This window comes from Pseudomonas sp. PS01298, from assembly GCF_029959745.1.
Taxonomy (GTDB): Bacteria; Pseudomonadota; Gammaproteobacteria; order Pseudomonadales; family Pseudomonadaceae; genus Aquipseudomonas; species Aquipseudomonas aylmerensis.
Map to the genome: position 1 here is coordinate 1 of NZ_JASCPP010000126.1, position 16,934 is coordinate 16,934.

Annotated in this window: 12 protein-coding genes; 2 read left to right on the forward strand and 10 right to left on the reverse strand. The window is 63.6% G+C overall.

Annotated elements, in window-relative coordinates; translation table 11 throughout:
* Nucleotides 1-312: 312 nt before the first annotated feature.
* The 7 genes from QMX97_RS27965 to QMX97_RS27995 all read right to left on the reverse strand — a co-directional run bounded on the left by QMX97_RS27965 (nt 313) and on the right by QMX97_RS27995 (nt 8,613).
* Nucleotides 313-1,953 (reverse strand): BatD family protein, encoded by a 1,641-nt coding sequence (locus QMX97_RS27965; protein WP_201144898.1) that lies wholly within the window; start codon nt 1,951-1,953, stop codon nt 313-315.
* The gene (locus QMX97_RS27970; protein ID WP_065907890.1) at nt 1,950-3,689 is read right to left on the reverse strand and encodes a tetratricopeptide repeat protein; all 1,740 of its coding nucleotides are present in this window, start codon (nt 3,687-3,689) and stop codon (nt 1,950-1,952) included. The genes QMX97_RS27965 and QMX97_RS27970 overlap by 4 nt, the downstream gene beginning before the upstream one ends.
* A complete protein-coding gene (locus QMX97_RS27975) occupies nt 3,686-4,774 on the reverse strand; it encodes a VWA domain-containing protein (protein ID WP_282397970.1) in 1,089 nt (362 codons plus the stop codon). The genes QMX97_RS27970 and QMX97_RS27975 overlap by 4 nt, the downstream gene beginning before the upstream one ends.
* On the reverse strand, nt 4,767-5,261 hold the full coding sequence (locus tag QMX97_RS27980; RefSeq protein WP_065907893.1) for a DUF4381 domain-containing protein: 495 nt from the start codon (nt 5,259-5,261) through the stop codon (nt 4,767-4,769). Before QMX97_RS27980 ends, QMX97_RS27975 begins: the two co-directional genes overlap by 8 nt.
* Nucleotides 5,258-6,190, reverse strand: coding sequence for a DUF58 domain-containing protein (locus QMX97_RS27985; protein ID WP_049712996.1), 933 nt, complete (start codon nt 6,188-6,190; stop codon nt 5,258-5,260). Before QMX97_RS27985 ends, QMX97_RS27980 begins: the two co-directional genes overlap by 4 nt.
* A gap of 5 nt (nt 6,191-6,195) precedes the next feature.
* A complete protein-coding gene (locus QMX97_RS27990) occupies nt 6,196-7,155 on the reverse strand; it encodes a MoxR family ATPase (RefSeq protein WP_017739127.1) in 960 nt (319 codons plus the stop codon).
* A gap of 1,104 nt (nt 7,156-8,259) precedes the next feature.
* Entirely contained in the window at nt 8,260-8,613 is a 354-nt protein-coding gene (locus tag QMX97_RS27995; protein ID WP_065907894.1) for a hypothetical protein, read from the reverse strand.
* 493 nt (nt 8,614-9,106) lie between these two features.
* Between QMX97_RS27995 and QMX97_RS28000 the strand changes: the two genes are divergently transcribed.
* Entirely contained in the window at nt 9,107-13,975 is a 4,869-nt protein-coding gene (locus QMX97_RS28000; protein ID WP_065907896.1) for an NAD-glutamate dehydrogenase, read from the forward strand.
* Nucleotides 13,976-14,023: 48 nt separating this feature from the next.
* Here QMX97_RS28000 and QMX97_RS28005 read toward each other — a convergent pair whose 3' ends face one another.
* Nucleotides 14,024-14,635, reverse strand: a complete 612-nt coding sequence (locus tag QMX97_RS28005; RefSeq protein ID WP_282397971.1) for a hypothetical protein — start codon at nt 14,633-14,635, stop codon at nt 14,024-14,026.
* A gap of 145 nt (nt 14,636-14,780) precedes the next feature.
* Between QMX97_RS28005 and QMX97_RS28010 the strand changes: the two genes are divergently transcribed.
* Entirely contained in the window at nt 14,781-15,359 is a 579-nt protein-coding gene (locus tag QMX97_RS28010; protein WP_065907901.1) for a TIGR00730 family Rossman fold protein, read from the forward strand.
* A gap of 39 nt (nt 15,360-15,398) precedes the next feature.
* Here QMX97_RS28010 and QMX97_RS28015 read toward each other — a convergent pair whose 3' ends face one another.
* Together QMX97_RS28015 and QMX97_RS28020 are read right to left on the reverse strand one after the other, a co-directional pair.
* Nucleotides 15,399-16,085, reverse strand: coding sequence for a GntR family transcriptional regulator (locus tag QMX97_RS28015; protein ID WP_213552985.1), 687 nt, complete (start codon nt 16,083-16,085; stop codon nt 15,399-15,401).
* Between the two features lie 17 nt (nt 16,086-16,102).
* Nucleotides 16,103-16,804 (reverse strand): FadR/GntR family transcriptional regulator, encoded by a 702-nt coding sequence (locus tag QMX97_RS28020; RefSeq protein WP_065907910.1) that lies wholly within the window; start codon nt 16,802-16,804, stop codon nt 16,103-16,105.
* Nucleotides 16,805-16,934: the final 130 nt, after the last annotated feature.

The window sequence follows — 16,934 nt, forward strand, 5'->3', positions numbered from 1 at the left end:
GCGGTGGGTCAGTCAGTGCAGGGGTGACTGATAGACCGCTTTCGCGAGCAAGCCCGCTCCCACATTTTTGAACCGTGGCCACTGGTGCCCCGCGATGCTTCACGGATCTGGACGCCAACCGCGTCTAGGCCAATGACGGCCATGAGCTGCGAGTCCTTCACGGGCGGCGAAGTTCTATCCCGCTTGCGCTAACCCCTGTGTGAGCGGGCTTGCCCGCGAAGGCGCTGGGTCAGTCAAATCACTAGTGAATGACACGCCGCTTTCGCGAGCAAGCCCGCTCCCACAGGGTTTTGTGGTGTGGCTGAGTCCGGCTTACTTGGGGTACAGCGGCGGCAGGCTGGTGGTATCGGTCGCAGGATCGAGTTCACGCTCGGCCATCGGGATGGCCTTGATCGCGCGCCACAGGTCTTCGCCCAGCCAGTACTGGCCGCTCTCGCTGTACAGCGCGCCATTCAGGCCATCCAGCGCATCCGATAACGGCACAAAGCGCGCGGCCATGTCCGCCAGGGTTTCCGGCTGCTGGCGCGCCCAGGCGTCCAGCGCCTGGCGCGTGGCTTGCGGGTCGTTGGCCTGGGTGGCGCGCTTGAGGTCGTCGAGCAGGGAGCGCGGGCTCGGGCCGGTTTGCGCCGCGCGCAGCACCGCCGGCTGCCAGCGTGCACGCCACCACAGGCCGAAGCCCAGCAAGGTGGTGCAGGCCAGGATCAGCGTACTCAGTTGCCACAGCCACAGGCGGCTGTCGTCCGGAGCGGTGATGATCGTCGGCGTGGCAGGGGTGTCCACCACCAGGCTCGGGTTGTTCGCCACTTGCAGGGTGCGCGCCGGCAGGCTGGTGCGTTCCAGATGGTCCTCGTGGGTGTTCCACCACACCACGTCGACGGCGGGCAACTCCAGGGCGCCGACGCGATTGGGCACCAAGGCTTCACGGTCTTCACGGCTACCGATCAGGCCGCGGTCGTTGGTCTGGTTGCCAAGCACCGGCTGGTCCGGGTAACGCCGCAGGCCGTTGATGTCGGTGCTCGGCAGTGCCGGCAGTTGCGCACTGGACAAACCCTCGGCCTTGACCGTGAGGCTGCGGGTCAGCGAGTCACCGACCTGCACGTGTTCGGGCTCGGGGTTCCAGCTTTCGCTCAGGGTCAGGCTGCGTGCCGGCAGCCAGGCGGCGTCGGCGGGGTAGAGCTCCGGCTTGGGTTTGACCGTCAGCGACAGGGGCGTCGAACTCACGTGGATCAGCTTGCCGGGCTTGGTGCCCTGCAAGGTGTTTTCCTGTGGCGGACGCGATTCCACCAGGGTCGCGCTGAAGGTCTGGGCAGGAACCTCCAGGGCGCCGCTGTGCTGCGGGTAGATCGCGTAGCGGGTTTCGATCACGCCATGGCGAATGCTGTTGATGACTTTCTCGTAGGTGCGCGACTCGCCCAACTGCTCGACCCGCGCATCCGGGATCTGCAACGGCGTGAGGCTGCTGTCGTCATACAGCGACACCGAGTGGTACACGCGCACGGTCAAGAGTGCCTGGGCCTGCACGTACACGCTGGTCTGGTCGAGATTGGCCTCGACGAACACCGGCGCCAGTTCCGCGCTGCTGTCCTGGCTGGTGGTTTCGACCACTTGCAGGCTGATCGGCTGGGTCTTGTACTCGCCCACTTGCAGGGGCGGGATCACCACGGTGCCGTTTTGCTTGGGCAGCAGGGTGATGATCCAGCGCGTGGTGGCGTGGTTGTCGCCGCCCAGGGTGGTGAGCTGGTTGAGTTGGCGCGTGCCGCTGACTTCGAACTGCTCGTCCAGCGGCGACAGGTCGGGTTTGCCGAACTGGGTGACGTCGCTGGATTCCACCGTCAGCTCTACCGTCTCGCCGGAATTGAGGCGGCTGCGGTCGACACTGGCGACCAGGCTCGCCGCCTGGGCGTGGCCTGCCGACAGCGCGAGCAAAAGCAGTAGGGTCGTGCGGCGGCTCATCGAGTCTTGTCCTGATGTTGTTGCTGTTCGTACCAGAATTTACGCCGCAGCAGCTCGCCGGGGTTGTCCGGAATCTCCCGCAGCCACTGCTCCAGCGCCTGGCGATGTTCACCGTCGAGGCTGGCGTCGGCAGGGCGCAGCGGCGGGGTGGTGGTCTGCTCGTCCCCGAGTTCGCTGCCCGGTACTTCGTTACCGCCGGGTTGTGGCGTGGCGCCGGCCTTGGTATCACCGGTGCCGGCTTCGCCCTGTCCCTGGGACGACTGCTCGCCACCCGTGGCACTTTGCCCGCTGGCGCCTGGTTGCGCAGTTTGGCCGGGTTGCGTGGTTTCGTCATCCTGGTTTTTTGCAGGTTTTTGCGGCTCGGGGTTTGCCTGTTCCTGCATCAGGGTTTCCACCAGGGCCTTGTTTTTCAGGGCCGGCTGCAGGTCGGGCTGGGCTTCCAGGGCCTGTTCGTAGGCATCGATCGCCGCCTCCAGCTCGCCCGACTTGGCCAGGGCGTTGCCGCGATTGTAGTGGGCGTAGGCGTCATTGCTCTGGGCGAAACGCTTGATGGCCTCGGCATAGTTGCCGGCTTCGTACAGCGCGACGCCTTGCCATTGCGGGTCTTCGAAGTGCTCCGCGGCTTCGGCGGGGCGTTTTTTCTTCAGCAGGTATTGGCCTTGCTGGTCGGGGCGCAGCCACAGGTCCTGCAGGCCGAAGGCATAGCTGGGTTGCGGTGCGCCCAATAGCAGCAGCGGCAGGCAGAACAGCCAGCCACGCCGCCCGGCGCAGGCCGCGAGCAGCAACAGCGGGAGCAGCAGCCAATAACCCTGGTCGGCCCAGGTGTCGAGGTGCAGCAGTTGGCCGTCGTTGCGCAGGGTCTGCGGCGGGTCCAGCACGCCGAGCTGGCGCAGGTCTTTGTCGTCTAGGCGCGCGGCGCGGTAACGGCCGCCCATTTCGCTGGCGAAGGCCTTGAGCGTCGGGCTGTCGAGGCGCGGCACCAGGATCGCGCCCTGTTCATCCTTGAGGAATTCGCCGCTTTCCTGAGTCACCGGCGTGCCTTCGCGGCTGCCGATGCCGAGGATCGACAAACTCGGCGCCTGGCCGCTTTGCAGCAACAGGCGGATGCCTTGGCGTTCCTGTTTGGACAAGGAAGAACCGATCAGCAACAGCCGGCCCTGGCCCAGGCCACCTTGCTTGAGCAGGCCCAGGGCTTTTTCCACCGCGAGGTCAGCGCGGTGGCCGACTTCGGGCATCAGCGAGGGGCGCAGCGCATCGAGCAGGTTGCGGCTGGTGGCCAGGTCGTCGGACAGCGGCACCAGCGTGTGGGCACTGCCGGCGTACACGACGATGGCGGTTTGCGCATCCGTGCGCGCCTGCAACAGGTCATACAGCTTGCGCCGCGCCTGTTCCAGGCGGTTTGGCGGACTGTCGGTGGCGAGCATCTCCGGGGTCAGTTCCAGCAGCACCACCAAGGGATCAGAAGGTTTCTGGCTGGACTGTTCGACCCGCTGCCAGCTGGGGCCAAGCAATGCCAGCACGGCCAGCAGCCAGGCGATGCCGAGCACCACCCACGGCGATTTGCTTTCGCGGCCATTGCCGCCGCTGAGCAGCACCGCATGAAAGGCCGGCGGCAGGATCATCTGCCAGCGCCCGGCGCGTTTTTGCCGGTGCCACAGTTGCCACAGCAGCCAGCCGAGCAGGGGCAGCAGCAACAGCCACCAGGGACGGAACCAGTGCGGCCACAGGTCGATCATCGACGCCTCCGCAGACGCAGGCGTTTGAGGCGCTGGCGCCATTCGGGATGCTGCTGCAGGAAACGCCCACGGGTCGACAATTTGTGCAACAACCGTTGCAGCGCGTTGTTCGGCCAGCGTTCCTGGATCACCAGCAGCATGCTCAATACCAGTGCCAGGGCCAGCGGCGCGCTGTACAGCGCGAGTGCCGGGCGGGCCTGGGTCGGTTGCTGTTCGACCGGTTCGAGTTTGTCGAGGGTGTCCTTGATCGCTTGCAGCTCTTCGCCGTCGCGGGCGCGGAAGTATTGCCCGCCGGTGGCCTCGGCAATCGCCTTGAGCGCGGGCTCATCGAGGTCCAGGCTCGGGTTGACGCCGAGGATGCCCAGCGAGCCGGTTTGCTCAGGGTCGGCGCCGATGCCGATCGGGTAGATCTTCACGCCTTCTTCAGCGGCCAGGCGCGCGGCGGTGAGCGGGTCGATCTGCCCGGCGTTGTTGGCGCCGTCGGTGACCAGGATCAGCACGCGGCTTTGCGCCGGGCGCTGGCGCAGGCGTTTCAAGGCCAGGCCGATGGCGTCGCCGATCGCGGTGTTCTTGCCGGCGATGCCGATGCGCGCCTCGTCCAGCCAGGTGCGTACGGTGTGGCGGTCAAAGGTCAGCGGCGCCTGCAGGTAGGCCTGGCTGCCGAACAGGATCAGGCCGACGCGATCACCTTCGCGCTCTTCGAGGAAGTCGCCGAGCAGATGCTTGACCAGGCTCAGGCGGCTGACGTCATCGTCCTGCCAGTGCATGTCGGGAAAATCCATCGAGCCGGACACGTCCACCGCCACCAGCAGGTCGCGGCCACTGGCGGCGATTGGCAACGGCTCGCCGAGCCATTCCGGGCGCGCGGCGGCGGTCAACAGCAGCAGCCACAGGACCACGAACGGTGCCTGTTGGCGCCAGCCCGGCAGATTGACACGGGCACGGCGCCGGGCCAGGCCTTCGAGGTCGCTGAGGTAGCTGACCTTGAGGGCCGGCTCGCCGCTGTCGGCCACCGGCAACACCAGGCGCATCAGCCACGGCAAGGGCAACAGGATGAAGATCCACGGCCAGGCGAACTCAAACATGTTTGCGAATCCAGGTGTCGACAGCCTGGGTGAGGCCGGCGATGGCCTTGTCGTCGAGTTTGCATTCGGGTTTGTAGGCGCCTTCGACCAGCACCATCCAGCGCGTAAGGCCGGCGGCGGGGCAGCGGTTGTCGAGGAATGCCAGCCATTTGCGGCCGTTGAGGGTGTGGCTTTGGCTGTAGGGGTAGTCGTTGCGGCACAGGCGCTTGAGCAGGCCGTTGAGTTGTTGCAGCCAGGCACCGGCAGGGGCGCCGTCGTAGGGCTTGGGCATCAGCGCCAGCTCCGCCAGGGCGGCGATGCGCAACGGGTCCAGCGGTTGTTCGGCGCGCGCCACGGGACGCCGCGCAGGCAGGAAACGCCGCAGCGACCACAGGCCCCAAGCGAGCAACGGGATGATCACCAGCAACAACCACCAACCCGGCGCAGGCGGCCAGAAGCCGATGCTCGGCGGCGCGATCAGCGGTTGCAGCTGGTCGAGGCTGCTCATTGCTTTTTAACCGGGCGTTGAGGGTTGAGGTACTCGCGCAGTTGCTCGACCATTTCGCTCTGGGTGCTCAGGGGCATCAGCAGGATGCGCAGTTTTTGCGCGAGCAGTTCCCAGCGGGCGATGCGCGCTTCGGCCTGGGCCTTGTAGGCCTGGCGCAGGTCGAAGTTCAGCGTGTCCAGCTCCAGCTGCGCGCCGCGTTCGGCAAAGCGCAGCAGCCCGGCGGCGGGCAGGGCGTGGTCGAGCGGGTCGGAAATCGGCAACAGCAGCAGGTCGCAATGGCGTGACAACAGGCTCAGTTGTTGTTCGGCGCCTTCGGTCAGCGCGCGCTCGTCGCAAATCACGATAACCAGGCTGCCCGGGCGCAGCACTTCGCGGCCCCGACGCAGGGCCATGCCCAGGGCGTCGGCTTCCGGGCGGCTTTCGGTGTTGAGGCTCTGGTTGACGCGCACCAGGCGGTTGAGCAGTTGCAGCAGGCTTTGCTTGCTGCGTCGCGGCTTGATTTCGTAGTGCTCGCTGTCGCCGAACACCAGCCCGCCCACGCGGTCGTTATGCCCCAGCGCGGCCCAGCCGATCAGGCTGGCGGCCTGGGCGGCGAGCACCGACTTGAACATCTGCCCCGAGCCGAAAAACAGCCGGCAACTTTGCTCGACCATGATGAAAATCGGCCGTTCGCGTTCTTCGTGAAACAGTTTGGTGTGGGGCTCCTGGGTGCGTGCGGTGACGCGCCAGTCGATGGTGCGCACATCGTCGCCGGCCTGGTACACGCGCACCTGGTCGAAGTCGACACCGCGACCGCGCAATTTGGAGTGATGCAAGCCGATCAGCGGGCTGCGCTGGCTGGGGGTGGAAAACAGCTGCACTTCGCGCACGCGGTGGCGCATCTCAATCAATTCGCTGAGTGTGACGCGGATTCCATCGCTTGCGTTCATGGGGTTCAAGCGACGGCAACGACGTCGAGAATGCGTTGCACCACGCGGTCCTGGTCAATGCCGGCCGCTTCGGCCTCGAACGACAGAATGATGCGGTGGCGCAGCACGTCGAACAGCACCGCCTGGATATCCTCCGGGCTGACAAAGTCGCGCCCGGCCAGCCAGGCATGGGCGCGTGCGCAGCGGTCGAGGGCGATGGAACCACGCGGGCTGGCGCCGTAGGCGATCCACTCGGCCATCTCCGGGTCGAACTTGGCCGGGGTGCGCGTGGCCATGACCAGTTGCACCAGGTATTCCTCCACGGCATCGGCCATGTACAGGCCGAGGATTTCCTTGCGCGCGGCGAAGATCGCCTGCTGGCTGACGCGGCGCTCGGGCTTGGTCTCGCCGTTGAGCGCCTCACCGCGCGCCTGTTGCAGGATGCGCCGCTCGACGGCGGCGTCGGGGAAGCCGATCTTGACGTGCATCAGGAAGCGGTCGAGCTGGGCTTCGGGCAACGGGTAGGTGCCTTCCTGCTCGATAGGGTTTTGCGTGGCCATCACCAGAAACAGCGGCGACAGCTCGTAGGTGCTGCGCCCAACGCTGACCTGGCGCTCGGCCATGGCCTCCAGCAACGCCGACTGCACCTTGGCCGGCGCACGGTTGATTTCGTCGGCCAGCACCAGGTTGTGGAAGATCGGGCCTTGCTGGAACACGAAGCTGCCGGTTTCCGGGCGATAGATCTCGGTGCCGGTGATGTCGGCGGGCAACAGGTCGGGGGTGAACTGGATACGATGGAACTGCGCTTCGATGCCTTCGGCCAGCTCTTTGATCGCCTTGGTCTTGGCCAGGCCCGGTGCGCCTTCGACCAGCATATGGCCGTCGGCGAGCAGGGCGATCAGCAGGCGATCGATGAGTTTTTCCTGACCGAGAATCTGCGTAGAAAGAAAGGTTCGCAGCGCGAGCAGCGCTTCACGATGTTCCATCGATGACGGTTCCTGGAGAGATGAGCCTGTACGTCTTGCAACAAACGACAGCCTGGGGCGCCTACTTTAATGCATGGCAGGGGGCGGCGACTAACGGCGTGACGAGTATTTTTGGGAAAACTTGTAGGAATTTTGTGTGGGCGCGCAAATTGCTTCCTTGTGCCGTGGCAATAGGGCTTATCTGGCAATAGGGTCTCTTGTGGTAATAGGGCTTTTTTGTGGTGAGCGGGCTTGCCCCGCGTTGGGCTGCGGAGCGGCCCTGAAACCAGAGAACGCGGTCCCCCTGGATGAACGCGGCGATCTTGATGGGGCTGCTGCGCAGCCCAACGCGGGGCAAGCCCGCTCACCACAAAGAGCCCCATTGCCACAACAAGCCCGCTCACCACAAGGGTGTTGGGCCGCTGCACATTCAGCACTTCGTAAGGTTATTACTCAGTGCCTCGGCACTTGCGGCCCAAGCGAGCTTACATTGGCGAGCATGCTTCCTGTGGCAATAGGCTCTTTGTGGCAATAGCTTCTTGTGGCAATAGAGCTTCCTCTGGCAATAGGGCTTATTGTGGCAATAGGGCTCTTTGTGGTGAGCGGGCTTGCCCCGCGTTGGGCTGCGGAGCGGCCCTAAAACCAGAGAACGCGGTCCCCCTGGGGGAATGCGGTGATCTTGATGGGGCTGCTGCGCAGCCCAACGCGGGGCAAGCCCGCTCGCCACAACAAGCCCGCCACCACAACAAGCGCGCTCACCACAAGGGTATTGGGCCGCTGCACCTTCAGCACTTCGCCAGGTTATTACTCAGTGCCTCGGCACTTGCGGCCCAAGCGAGCTTCCGTTGGCGAGCATGCTTCCTGTGGCAATAGGCTCTTTGCGGCAATGGCTTATTGTGGTAATAGGGCTCTTTGTGGTGAGCGGGCTTGCCCCGCGTTGGGCTGCGGAGCGGCCCTAAAACCAGAGAACGCGGTCCCCCTGGATGAACGCGGCGATCTTGATGGGGCTGCTGCGCAGCCCAACGCGGGGCAAGCCCGCTCACCACAACAGGCCCGTTCACCACACAACAAACCCGCTCACCACACAACAAGCGCGCTCATCACACAAGCCAGCTTGCCCGGCCACTACGTCCGGATAAACGTACCCGTGCCTTTGAGGATGTTCTGCAAGGTCGCTTCAACTTCGGCCAGGTCCGAGGCAGCAGTGCCATGGCTGATCTGCAGTTGATCCTTGCCACCCAGTGCATCGGCGTCGCCGGCAGCGAGTTCGACCAGCAATGCCGTGTCACTCAGGGTGACTTTCAGGCCATCCAGGGTCGACGGCTCGTAGTCCCAGGTCAGCTCCACTTCGTCTTCGTCGGGGTAACGGGTGAGCATGAACATCTCGCCGTTTTTGCCGTGGCAGCAGAGCATGGCCATGTTGTCTTCTTCTTCGTCGCACGGAGTGGCCATCAGGGCGTCGGTCTTGATTTGCAGCATGGGGAATCCTGTCTGGGGTAGGGCATTGCGCGGGCAATTGTGCCATTGCGGCGAATTTTGTGCTGCATCCCGTGTCAGACTCAGTGCATGACCTGACGGGCTGAATCAGTCATTTCCGGTACTCGCGGGCGGGGAAAACACCTGTTTTTCCGCGAAAAAATCCGGGTTGCCCAAGTCGCAACCACTGGCCTGCTTACCGATGACCGAATATGTCGCAGCGTCGCAAGCAGCTGTCTTCCTACAGTCGTTAAGCTGCGCAACGGATGTGCATGTGCCAGGCGCCTGACCTGCCCGTCGTACCGTCACCTGGCGAGGTGCGCATCTTATGGAAGTTGTATGTGACCTCATTGTCTTGTCCAGCTTCACCCACCTGTCACCCTGATTCGTTTAAGGTACTTATCCACTTGTATCGACGAACAGAGCTGACGGTCTCCCCGCAAGGGGATAACACGCGACGCTTCCATCAATAACAAGCCCAAGCGGAGTACCACAGATGGCGTTCTTCACCGCAGCCAGCAAGGCCGACTTCCAGCATCAACTGCAAGCGGCACTGGCGCAGCACATCAGTGAACAGGCACTGCCACAAGTGGCGCTGTTCGCTGAACAATTCTTCGGCATCATTTCCCTGGACGAACTGACCCAGCGTCGCCTTTCCGACCTGGCCGGTTGCACCCTGTCTGCCTGGCGCCTGCTTGAGCGCTTTGATCACACCCAACCGCAAGTGCGGGTCTACAACCCCGATTACGAACGTCATGGCTGGCAGTCGACCCACACCGCGGTCGAAGTGCTGCACCATGACCTGCCGTTCCTGGTCGACTCGGTGCGTACCGAGCTGAACCGCCGCGGCTACAGCATCCACACCCTGCAGACCACCGTGCTCAGCGTACGCCGTGGCAGCAAGGGCGAGCTGCTGGAAATCCTGCCCAAGGGCACCCAGGGCGAAGGCATCCAGCAAGAATCGCTGATGTACCTGGAAATCGACCGCTGCGCCAACGCCGCCGAACTGAACGTGCTGAGCAAAGAGCTTGAGCAGGTACTCGGCGAAGTGCGTGTGGCCGTGGCCGATTTCGAACCGATGAAAGCCAAGGTTCAGGACCTGCTGGCCGGTATCGACGCCAGCCAGTTCGTGATCGATGGCGAAGAAAAAGCCGAGATCAAGAACTTCCTGGAATGGCTGGTGGGCAACCACTTCACCTTCCTCGGCTATGAAGAATTCGTGGTACGTGACGAGGCGGACGGCGGTCATATCGAATATGACGCCAATTCCTTCCTCGGTCTGACCAAGCTGCTGCGCGCCGGCCTCACCGCCGATGACCTGCGCATCGAAGACTATGCCGTTGCCTACCTGCGTGAACCGACCGTGCTGTCGTTCGCCAAGGCCGCGCACCCAAGCCGCGTGCACCGCCCGGCCTACCCGGACTACGTGTCGATCCGCGAGATCGATGCCGACGGCAAGGTCATCAAGGAACACCGCTTCATGGGCCTGTACACCTCCTCGGTGTACGGCGAAAGCGTGCGGGTCATCCCGTATATTCGTCGCAAGGTCGCGGAAATCGAACGCCGCTCGGGCTTCCAGCCCAAGGCGCATTTGGGCAAGGAACTCGCCCAGGTGGTCGAAGTACTGCCGCGTGACGACCTGTTCCAGACCCCGGTCGACGAGCTGTTCAGCACCGTTATGTCGATCGTGCAGATCCAGGAACGCAACAAGATCCGCGTATTCCTGCGCAAAGACCCGTACGGTCGTTTCTGCTACTGCCTGGCCTACGTGCCGCGCGACATCTATTCCACCGAAGTGCGCCAGAAAATCCAGCAAGTGCTGATGGATCGCCTGAAGGCTTCGGATTGCGAGTTCTGGACCTTCTTCTCCGAGTCCGTGCTGGCGCGCGTGCAGCTGATTCTGCGGGTCGACCCGAAGAACCGCCTGGACATCGACCCGCTGCAACTGGAAAAAGAAGTGGTACAGGCCTGCCGCAGCTGGCAGGACGACTACTCCAGCCTGGTCGTCGAAAGCTTCGGCGAAGCCCAGGGCACCAACGTGCTGGCCGACTTCCCGAAAGGCTTCCCAGCCGGTTACCGCGAGCGTTTTGCTGCGCATTCGGCCGTGGTCGACATGCAGCACCTCAACAGCCTCACCGAAGCCAACCCGCTGGTGATGAGCTTCTACCAGCCGTTGGGCCAGGTCTCCGGCCAGCGCGAGCTGCATTGCAAGCTCTACCACGCCGATACCCCGCTGGCACTCTCCGACGTGCTGCCGATCCTGGAAAACCTCGGCCTGCGCGTGCTGGGTGAATTCCCGTACCGCCTGCGTCACGCCAATGGCCGTGAGTTCTGGATCCATGACTTTGCGTTCATCGCCGCCGAAGGCGTGAACCTGGATATCCAGCAACTCAACGACACGCTGCAGGACGCGTTCGTGCACATCGTGCATGGCGACGCCGAGAACGATGCGTTCAACCGCCTGGTACTCACCGCCGGCCTGCCGTGGCGCGACGTGGCGCTGCTGCGTGCCTACGCGCGTTACCTAAAGCAGATCCGCCTGGGCTTCGACCTCGGCTACATCGCCAGCACCCTGAACAACCACACCGACATCGCCCGCGAGTTGACCCGGTTGTTCAAGACCCGTTTCTACCTGGCGCGCAAGCTCACCGCCGACGACCTGGAAGACAAGCAGCAACGCCTGGAGCAAGCGATCCTCACCGCGCTGGACGACGTCCAGGTGCTCAACGAAGACCGCATCCTGCGTCGCTACCTGGACCTGATCAAGGCCACCCTGCGTACCAACTTCTACCAGACCGACGCCAACGGCCAGAACAAGTCGTACTTCAGCTTCAAGTTCGACCCGCGTGCGATTCCTGAGCTGCCCAAGCCGGTGCCGAAGTTCGAGATCTTCGTCTACTCGCCGCGTGTCGAAGGCGTGCACCTGCGCTTTGGCAACGTTGCGCGCGGCGGCCTGCGCTGGTCCGACCGTGAGGAAGACTTCCGTACCGAAGTGCTCGGCCTGGTAAAAGCCCAGCAAGTGAAGAACTCGGTGATCGTGCCGGTGGGTGCGAAGGGCGGTTTCCTGCCGCGTCGCCTGCCACTGGGCGGCAGCCGCGACGAGATCGCGGCCGAGGGTATCGCCTGCTACCGCATCTTCATTTCCGGCCTGCTGGACATCACCGACAACCTGAAAGACGGCGCCCTGGTGCCACCGGCCAACGTCGTGCGCCATGACGACGATGACCCGTACCTGGTAGTGGCGGCGGACAAAGGCACCGCGACCTTCTCCGACATCGCCAACGGCATCGCCATCGACTACGGCTTCTGGCTGGGCGATGCATTCGCCTCCGGTGGTTCCGCCGGTTACGACCACAAGAAAATGGGCATCACCGCCAAGGGCGCGTGGGTCGGCGTGCAGCGTCACTTCCGTGAGCGCGGCATCAATGTGCAGGAAGACAGCATCACCGTGGTCGGCGTCGGCGACATGGCCGGTGACGTGTTCGGTAACGGCCTGTTGATGTCCGACAAGCTGCAACTGGTCGCGGCCTTCAACCACTTGCACATCTTCATCGATCCAAACCCGAACCCGGCGACCAGCTTCGTCGAGCGCCAGCGCATGTTCGAACTGCCGCGTTCGGCATGGACCGACTACGACACCAGCATCATGTCCGAAGGCGGCGGGATCTTCTCGCGCAGTGCGAAGAGCATTGCCATCTCGCCACAGATGAAAGAGCGCTTCGACATTTCGGCCGACAAACTGACCCCGACCGAACTGCTGAACGCCTTGCTCAAGGCGCCGGTGGACCTGTTGTGGAACGGCGGTATCGGTACTTACGTCAAGGCCAGCACCGAAAGCCATGCCGACGTCGGCGACAAGGCCAACGACGCACTGCGTGTCAACGGCAACGAGCTGCGCTGCAAGGTGGTGGGCGAGGGCGGTAACCTCGGCATGACCCAATTGGGTCGTGTGGAATTCGGCCTCAATGGCGGCGGTTCCAACACCGACTTCATCGACAACGCCGGTGGCGTGGACTGCTCCGACCACGAAGTGAACATCAAGATCCTGCTCAACGAAGTGGTGCAGGCCGGTGACATGACCGACAAGCAGCGCAACCAGCTGCTGGCGAGCATGACCGACGAAGTCGGCCACCTGGTGTTGGGCAACAACTACAAGCAGACCCAGGCCCTGTCCCTGGCCGCCCGCAAGGCCTACGAGCGCGCAGCCGAGTACAAGCGCCTGATGAGCGACCTGGAAGGCCGTGGCAAGCTGGACCGCGCCATCGAGTACCTGCCGACCGAGGAGCAGCTCACCGAGCGCGCGTCCAACGGCAAGGGCCTGACGCGTCCAGAGCTGTCGGTATTGATCTCCTACAGCAAGATCGACCTCAAGGAGGCGCTGCTCAAGTCGCTGGTGCCGGACGACGAGTACCTGACCCGTGACATGGAGACTGCGTTCCCACCGAGCCTGGTCGCCAAGTTCTCCGAGGCCATGCGTCGTCACCGCCTGAAGCGCGAGATCGTCAGCACCCAGATCGCCAACGACCTGGTCAACCACATGGGCATCACCTTCGTGCAGCGCCTCAAGGAGTCGACCGGCATGAGCCCGGCGAACGTGGCTGGCGCCTATGTGATCGTGCGTGACATCTTCCATCTCCCGCACTGGTTCCGTCAGATCGAAGCCCTGGACCACCAGGTCTCTGCCGACGTGCAACTGGAGCTGATGGACGAGCTGATGCGCCTGGGCCGCCGTGCTACACGCTGGTTCCTGCGCAGCCGTCGCAACGAGCAGGATGCCGGGCGTGATACCGCGCACTTCGGTCCACACCTGGCCGCGCTGGGCCTCAAGCTCGACGAACTGCTGGAAGGCCCGACCCGCGAAGGCTGGCAGACCCGCTACCAGGCCTACACCGAAGCCGGCGTGCCGGAGTTGTTGGCACGCATGGTGGCCGGCACGACGCACCTGTACACGCTGCTGCCGATCATCGAAGCCGCTGACGTGACCGGTCACGATGCCGCCGAAGTGGCGAAAGCCTACTTCGCCGTGGGCAGCGCCCTCGACTTGCCGTGGTACCTGCAGCAGATCAGCGATCTGCCAGTGGCCAACAACTGGCAGGCCCAGGCCCGCGAAGCGTTCCGCGACGACGTGGACTGGCAGCAACGCGCGATCACCATCGCGGTACTGCAAATGGCCGATGCGCCACAAGACATGGAAGCCCGCGTGGCCTTGTGGCTTGAGCAGCACCAGGACATGGCGGATCGCTGGCGCGCGATGATGGTGGAAATCCGTGCTGCGGTCGGCACGGACTACGCCATGTACGCGGTCGCCAACCGTGAACTGCTGGACCTGGCGTTGAGCGGTCAGTCGGTGCTGCAACCGGCTTGATCCAACCGCTGGACACAAAGCCCCGCATCGTAAGATGCGGGGCTTTTTTTATGGCGTGGCAGTCCCCAGGCACGGCTGGATAACTTTTTTCAGCCCGGTGTTATTGGCTGGCAGTACAAACGTTGCGGTCAGTGGCTTGCCCCCCTCCTGGGCCGGCACCAATGACAGTGTCAGGCTTTGACCCCGTGAGGCATCACTGGCCCAGTAGGCGAGCTCGTCGCGGGGCACGGAGCCGCGGAGTACAAAAATCGTGCTGACCTGGAAAACCCCGCCGTGGGTCCACACGCCATTGATCGAGTGATCGACGCTGGCGCGGGTTCCCGTCGTGATGCGCAGTGGTCCGTCTTTGGCGGCACCCTTGCCTTCAAAAGGCGCGACGTCGAAGCCCAGCGATTGCGGGGAGATCTCCAGTTCAATACCCGCCGATGGGTTCTGCGGGTGACAGCTGATCGCCAGGTTGGCCTTGACGCTATACCCGTCATAGGCACTGGCACCAAACGTGCGGGCCGTCAGCATCGGGCCGTCTGCGTAAGGTTGCTCAAGCAACCAGACGGGGTGTGCCGGGGTGATCACTTGCGTGGCGTCGTCACCGAGTTGGGCATGCGCATTGAGTGCTGGAATAAAAGCACTGGCGATCAGGGTACGGATAAGGGGGCGCATAGGGGCACTCATCGGCAAAGGAATGTTGATAATACGGCCACCCATTCTGCCGATTGCTCGCCGACAGGGCTGTCAGTCAATACGCAAAGAACCTGGCGTGGTTTAATCCACCGGGTACTCAACAACACTCAGCAAGCGAGGGTCTATGCGACTGTGTATTTTTTCCGGCTCAAGCCCAGGCCGGTTGCCGGTGTATGCCGAAATGGCCACTCAATTGGGTGAGGCGCTCGCCAAGGCCGGTATCGGTCTGGTCTACGGCGGCGCTTCGGTGGGTTTGATGGGCGCGGTGGCCGACGCGGCGCTGGCCAGTGGCGGTGAAGTGATTGGTGTCATGCCGGCGTTCCTGGCCGATAAGGAGCTGGCCCACACCGGCCTGGCAGACCTGCGGATCGTCGGTTCCATGCACGAGCGCAAGGCGCTGATGGCGGATCTGTCCGACGGCTTTATCGCATTGCCTGGCGGCATCGGCACGTTTGAAGAGTTGTTTGAGGTGTGGACGTGGGCGCAACTGGGCCAGCACGCCAAGCCTTGCGCACTGTTGAACATCAACGGGTTTTACGATGGCTTGGCCGCCTTCCTCGACAACGTGGTCAGCGAGGCGTTTTTGAAGCCGGTGCACCGCGACATGTTGATTGTCGAGCCGAACGTGGAGCGTTTACTGGCGGCAGTGCGCGACTATACGGCGCCTACCGTGGCCAAGTGGATCGAGCGCGAGCAAACCTGAGGCCGCAAGCGCCAGCCGGCGCTCGTCCGCGCGCCGCGTTCAGTTGAGTTGCAGCAGCTTGGTTTCCAGGTGATCCAGATGCTCGGTCATCAAGCGCACTGCCGTGTCCGTGTCGCGTTGCTCAATTGCATCAACAATCGCTACATGCTCCTGCCACGCGCAGTACGTGCAGGCCTGCGCTTCGTACTGGGCGATGATCAACGACGTCAACGGCACCAGGCTGTTGAGAAACTGCGCCAGCGGCGCATTGCCGGCCATCGCAGCCAATTGCAGGTGAAACTCGCCGGACAAACGAATCGCCGGCCCACGTTGATCACGCTCGATACAGTCGCGCTCGCGTGCAATCAGCTCGCGCAGCTGGCGGATCTGCCCAGGCGTTGCCTGGGCGCAGGCCAGTTGCACCACGGTGATTTCGGTCATGCGCCGGGCTTCGAGGATTTGCCGGGTCTGCTGGCCATCCGGTGCGGCAACCTGGGCGCGCTGGTTGGGGCGCAGGATGATCACTTGCTGGTGGGACAGCTTGGCCAGCACCCGGCGAATCACGCTGCGGCTCACGCCAAAGGTCTCGCCCAGGCCTTCTTCGGTAAAGCGGCTGGACGGGGCGATGCGTTGCTCGAGGATGGCATCGAACAGCCGTGGGTAGATGTCATCCACCGAGGGCTTCTTGCCGGCCACCAGGCGCAGGGTGGGCAGGACGGGGTCGCGTTGCAAGGCGTGGGCGTTCATGGCCGGTCTCCAAAAAATCAACTGCCCAGGTGGTCGTCCGGGATGTTCAGGCGAATGCCCATGCGCAGGCCTTCCTGCAGGATATGCCGGCGCATTTCGGCGCTGGCCAGGGCACTGTTCTTGTTGCGGATGGCGCGCACCACCGCCTCGTTTTCCTGCAGGCGTTCGGCCAGGTGTTCCGGCGAGTTGCGCAGCACCTGGGCGCTTTGCTTGAGCGCGTTGCTGGTTTGCTGCACCACGTTCTGGAAGATCGGGTTGGAGGTGAGGGCGAACAATTCCTCGTGGAAGCCGATGTAGGCGTTCATGCCCGCTTCGGCGTCACCGGCATCGAGGGCTTCGCGCATGTCCATCAGCGTCAGGCGCAGTTGCCCGACTTCCTTGCTGCTGATCGACTGCGCCACCAGGCCGACGATGAAGGGTTCGAGGGTGTAGCGCAGTTGCAGGATGTCTTCGAGGCTGGCGTCGGCCACGGCGTCACTGGACTGTGGATCGCTGACGCTGGTTTCCAGCACGACCACGCCTTTGCCGGGCATGGAACGCACCAGGCCGAGGGTTTCCAGCACGATCACGGCTTCACGCAGGCTCGGGCGGCTGATGCCCATCTGTTCGGCCAGTTCACGTTGGCCGGGGAGCATTTCGCCCCTGCGCCACTGGCCCCGCGCCAGGGCGGCGCGAAGTTTTTCGACGACGGAATTGACGACGGTTGAGGTGCTGATCACGTCTACCTCTCCTTTATGTTGCGAATACATTAGCGAGCATGGCGACTCTTGACTGTGGGAGCGGGCTTGCTCGCGAATGCGGTTATTCAGTCAATACATCTGTGGCTGACCCAGCGCTTTCGCGAGCACG

Excerpts from the sequence above, each read along its gene's own strand:
- QMX97_RS27965 (WP_201144898.1), bottom strand. The coding sequence starts at position 1,953 with ATGAGCCGCCGCACGACCCTACTGCTTTTGCTCGCGCTGTCGGCAGGC.
- QMX97_RS27970 (WP_065907890.1), bottom strand. The coding sequence starts at position 3,689 with ATGATCGACCTGTGGCCGCACTGGTTCCGTCCCTGGTGGCTGTTGCTG.
- QMX97_RS27975 (WP_282397970.1), bottom strand. The coding sequence starts at position 4,774 with ATGTTTGAGTTCGCCTGGCCGTGGATCTTCATCCTGTTGCCCTTGCCG.
- QMX97_RS27980 (WP_065907893.1), bottom strand. The coding sequence starts at position 5,261 with ATGAGCAGCCTCGACCAGCTGCAACCGCTGATCGCGCCGCCGAGCATC.
- QMX97_RS27985 (WP_049712996.1), bottom strand. The coding sequence starts at position 6,190 with ATGAACGCAAGCGATGGAATCCGCGTCACACTCAGCGAATTGATTGAG.
- QMX97_RS27990 (WP_017739127.1), bottom strand. The coding sequence starts at position 7,155 with ATGGAACATCGTGAAGCGCTGCTCGCGCTGCGAACCTTTCTTTCTACG.
- QMX97_RS27995 (WP_065907894.1), bottom strand. The coding sequence starts at position 8,613 with ATGCTGCAAATCAAGACCGACGCCCTGATGGCCACTCCGTGCGACGAA.
- QMX97_RS28000 (WP_065907896.1), top strand. The coding sequence starts at position 9,107 with ATGGCGTTCTTCACCGCAGCCAGCAAGGCCGACTTCCAGCATCAACTG.
- QMX97_RS28005 (WP_282397971.1), bottom strand. The coding sequence starts at position 14,635 with ATGCGCCCCCTTATCCGTACCCTGATCGCCAGTGCTTTTATTCCAGCA.
- QMX97_RS28010 (WP_065907901.1), top strand. The coding sequence starts at position 14,781 with ATGCGACTGTGTATTTTTTCCGGCTCAAGCCCAGGCCGGTTGCCGGTG.
- QMX97_RS28015 (WP_213552985.1), bottom strand. The coding sequence starts at position 16,085 with ATGAACGCCCACGCCTTGCAACGCGACCCCGTCCTGCCCACCCTGCGC.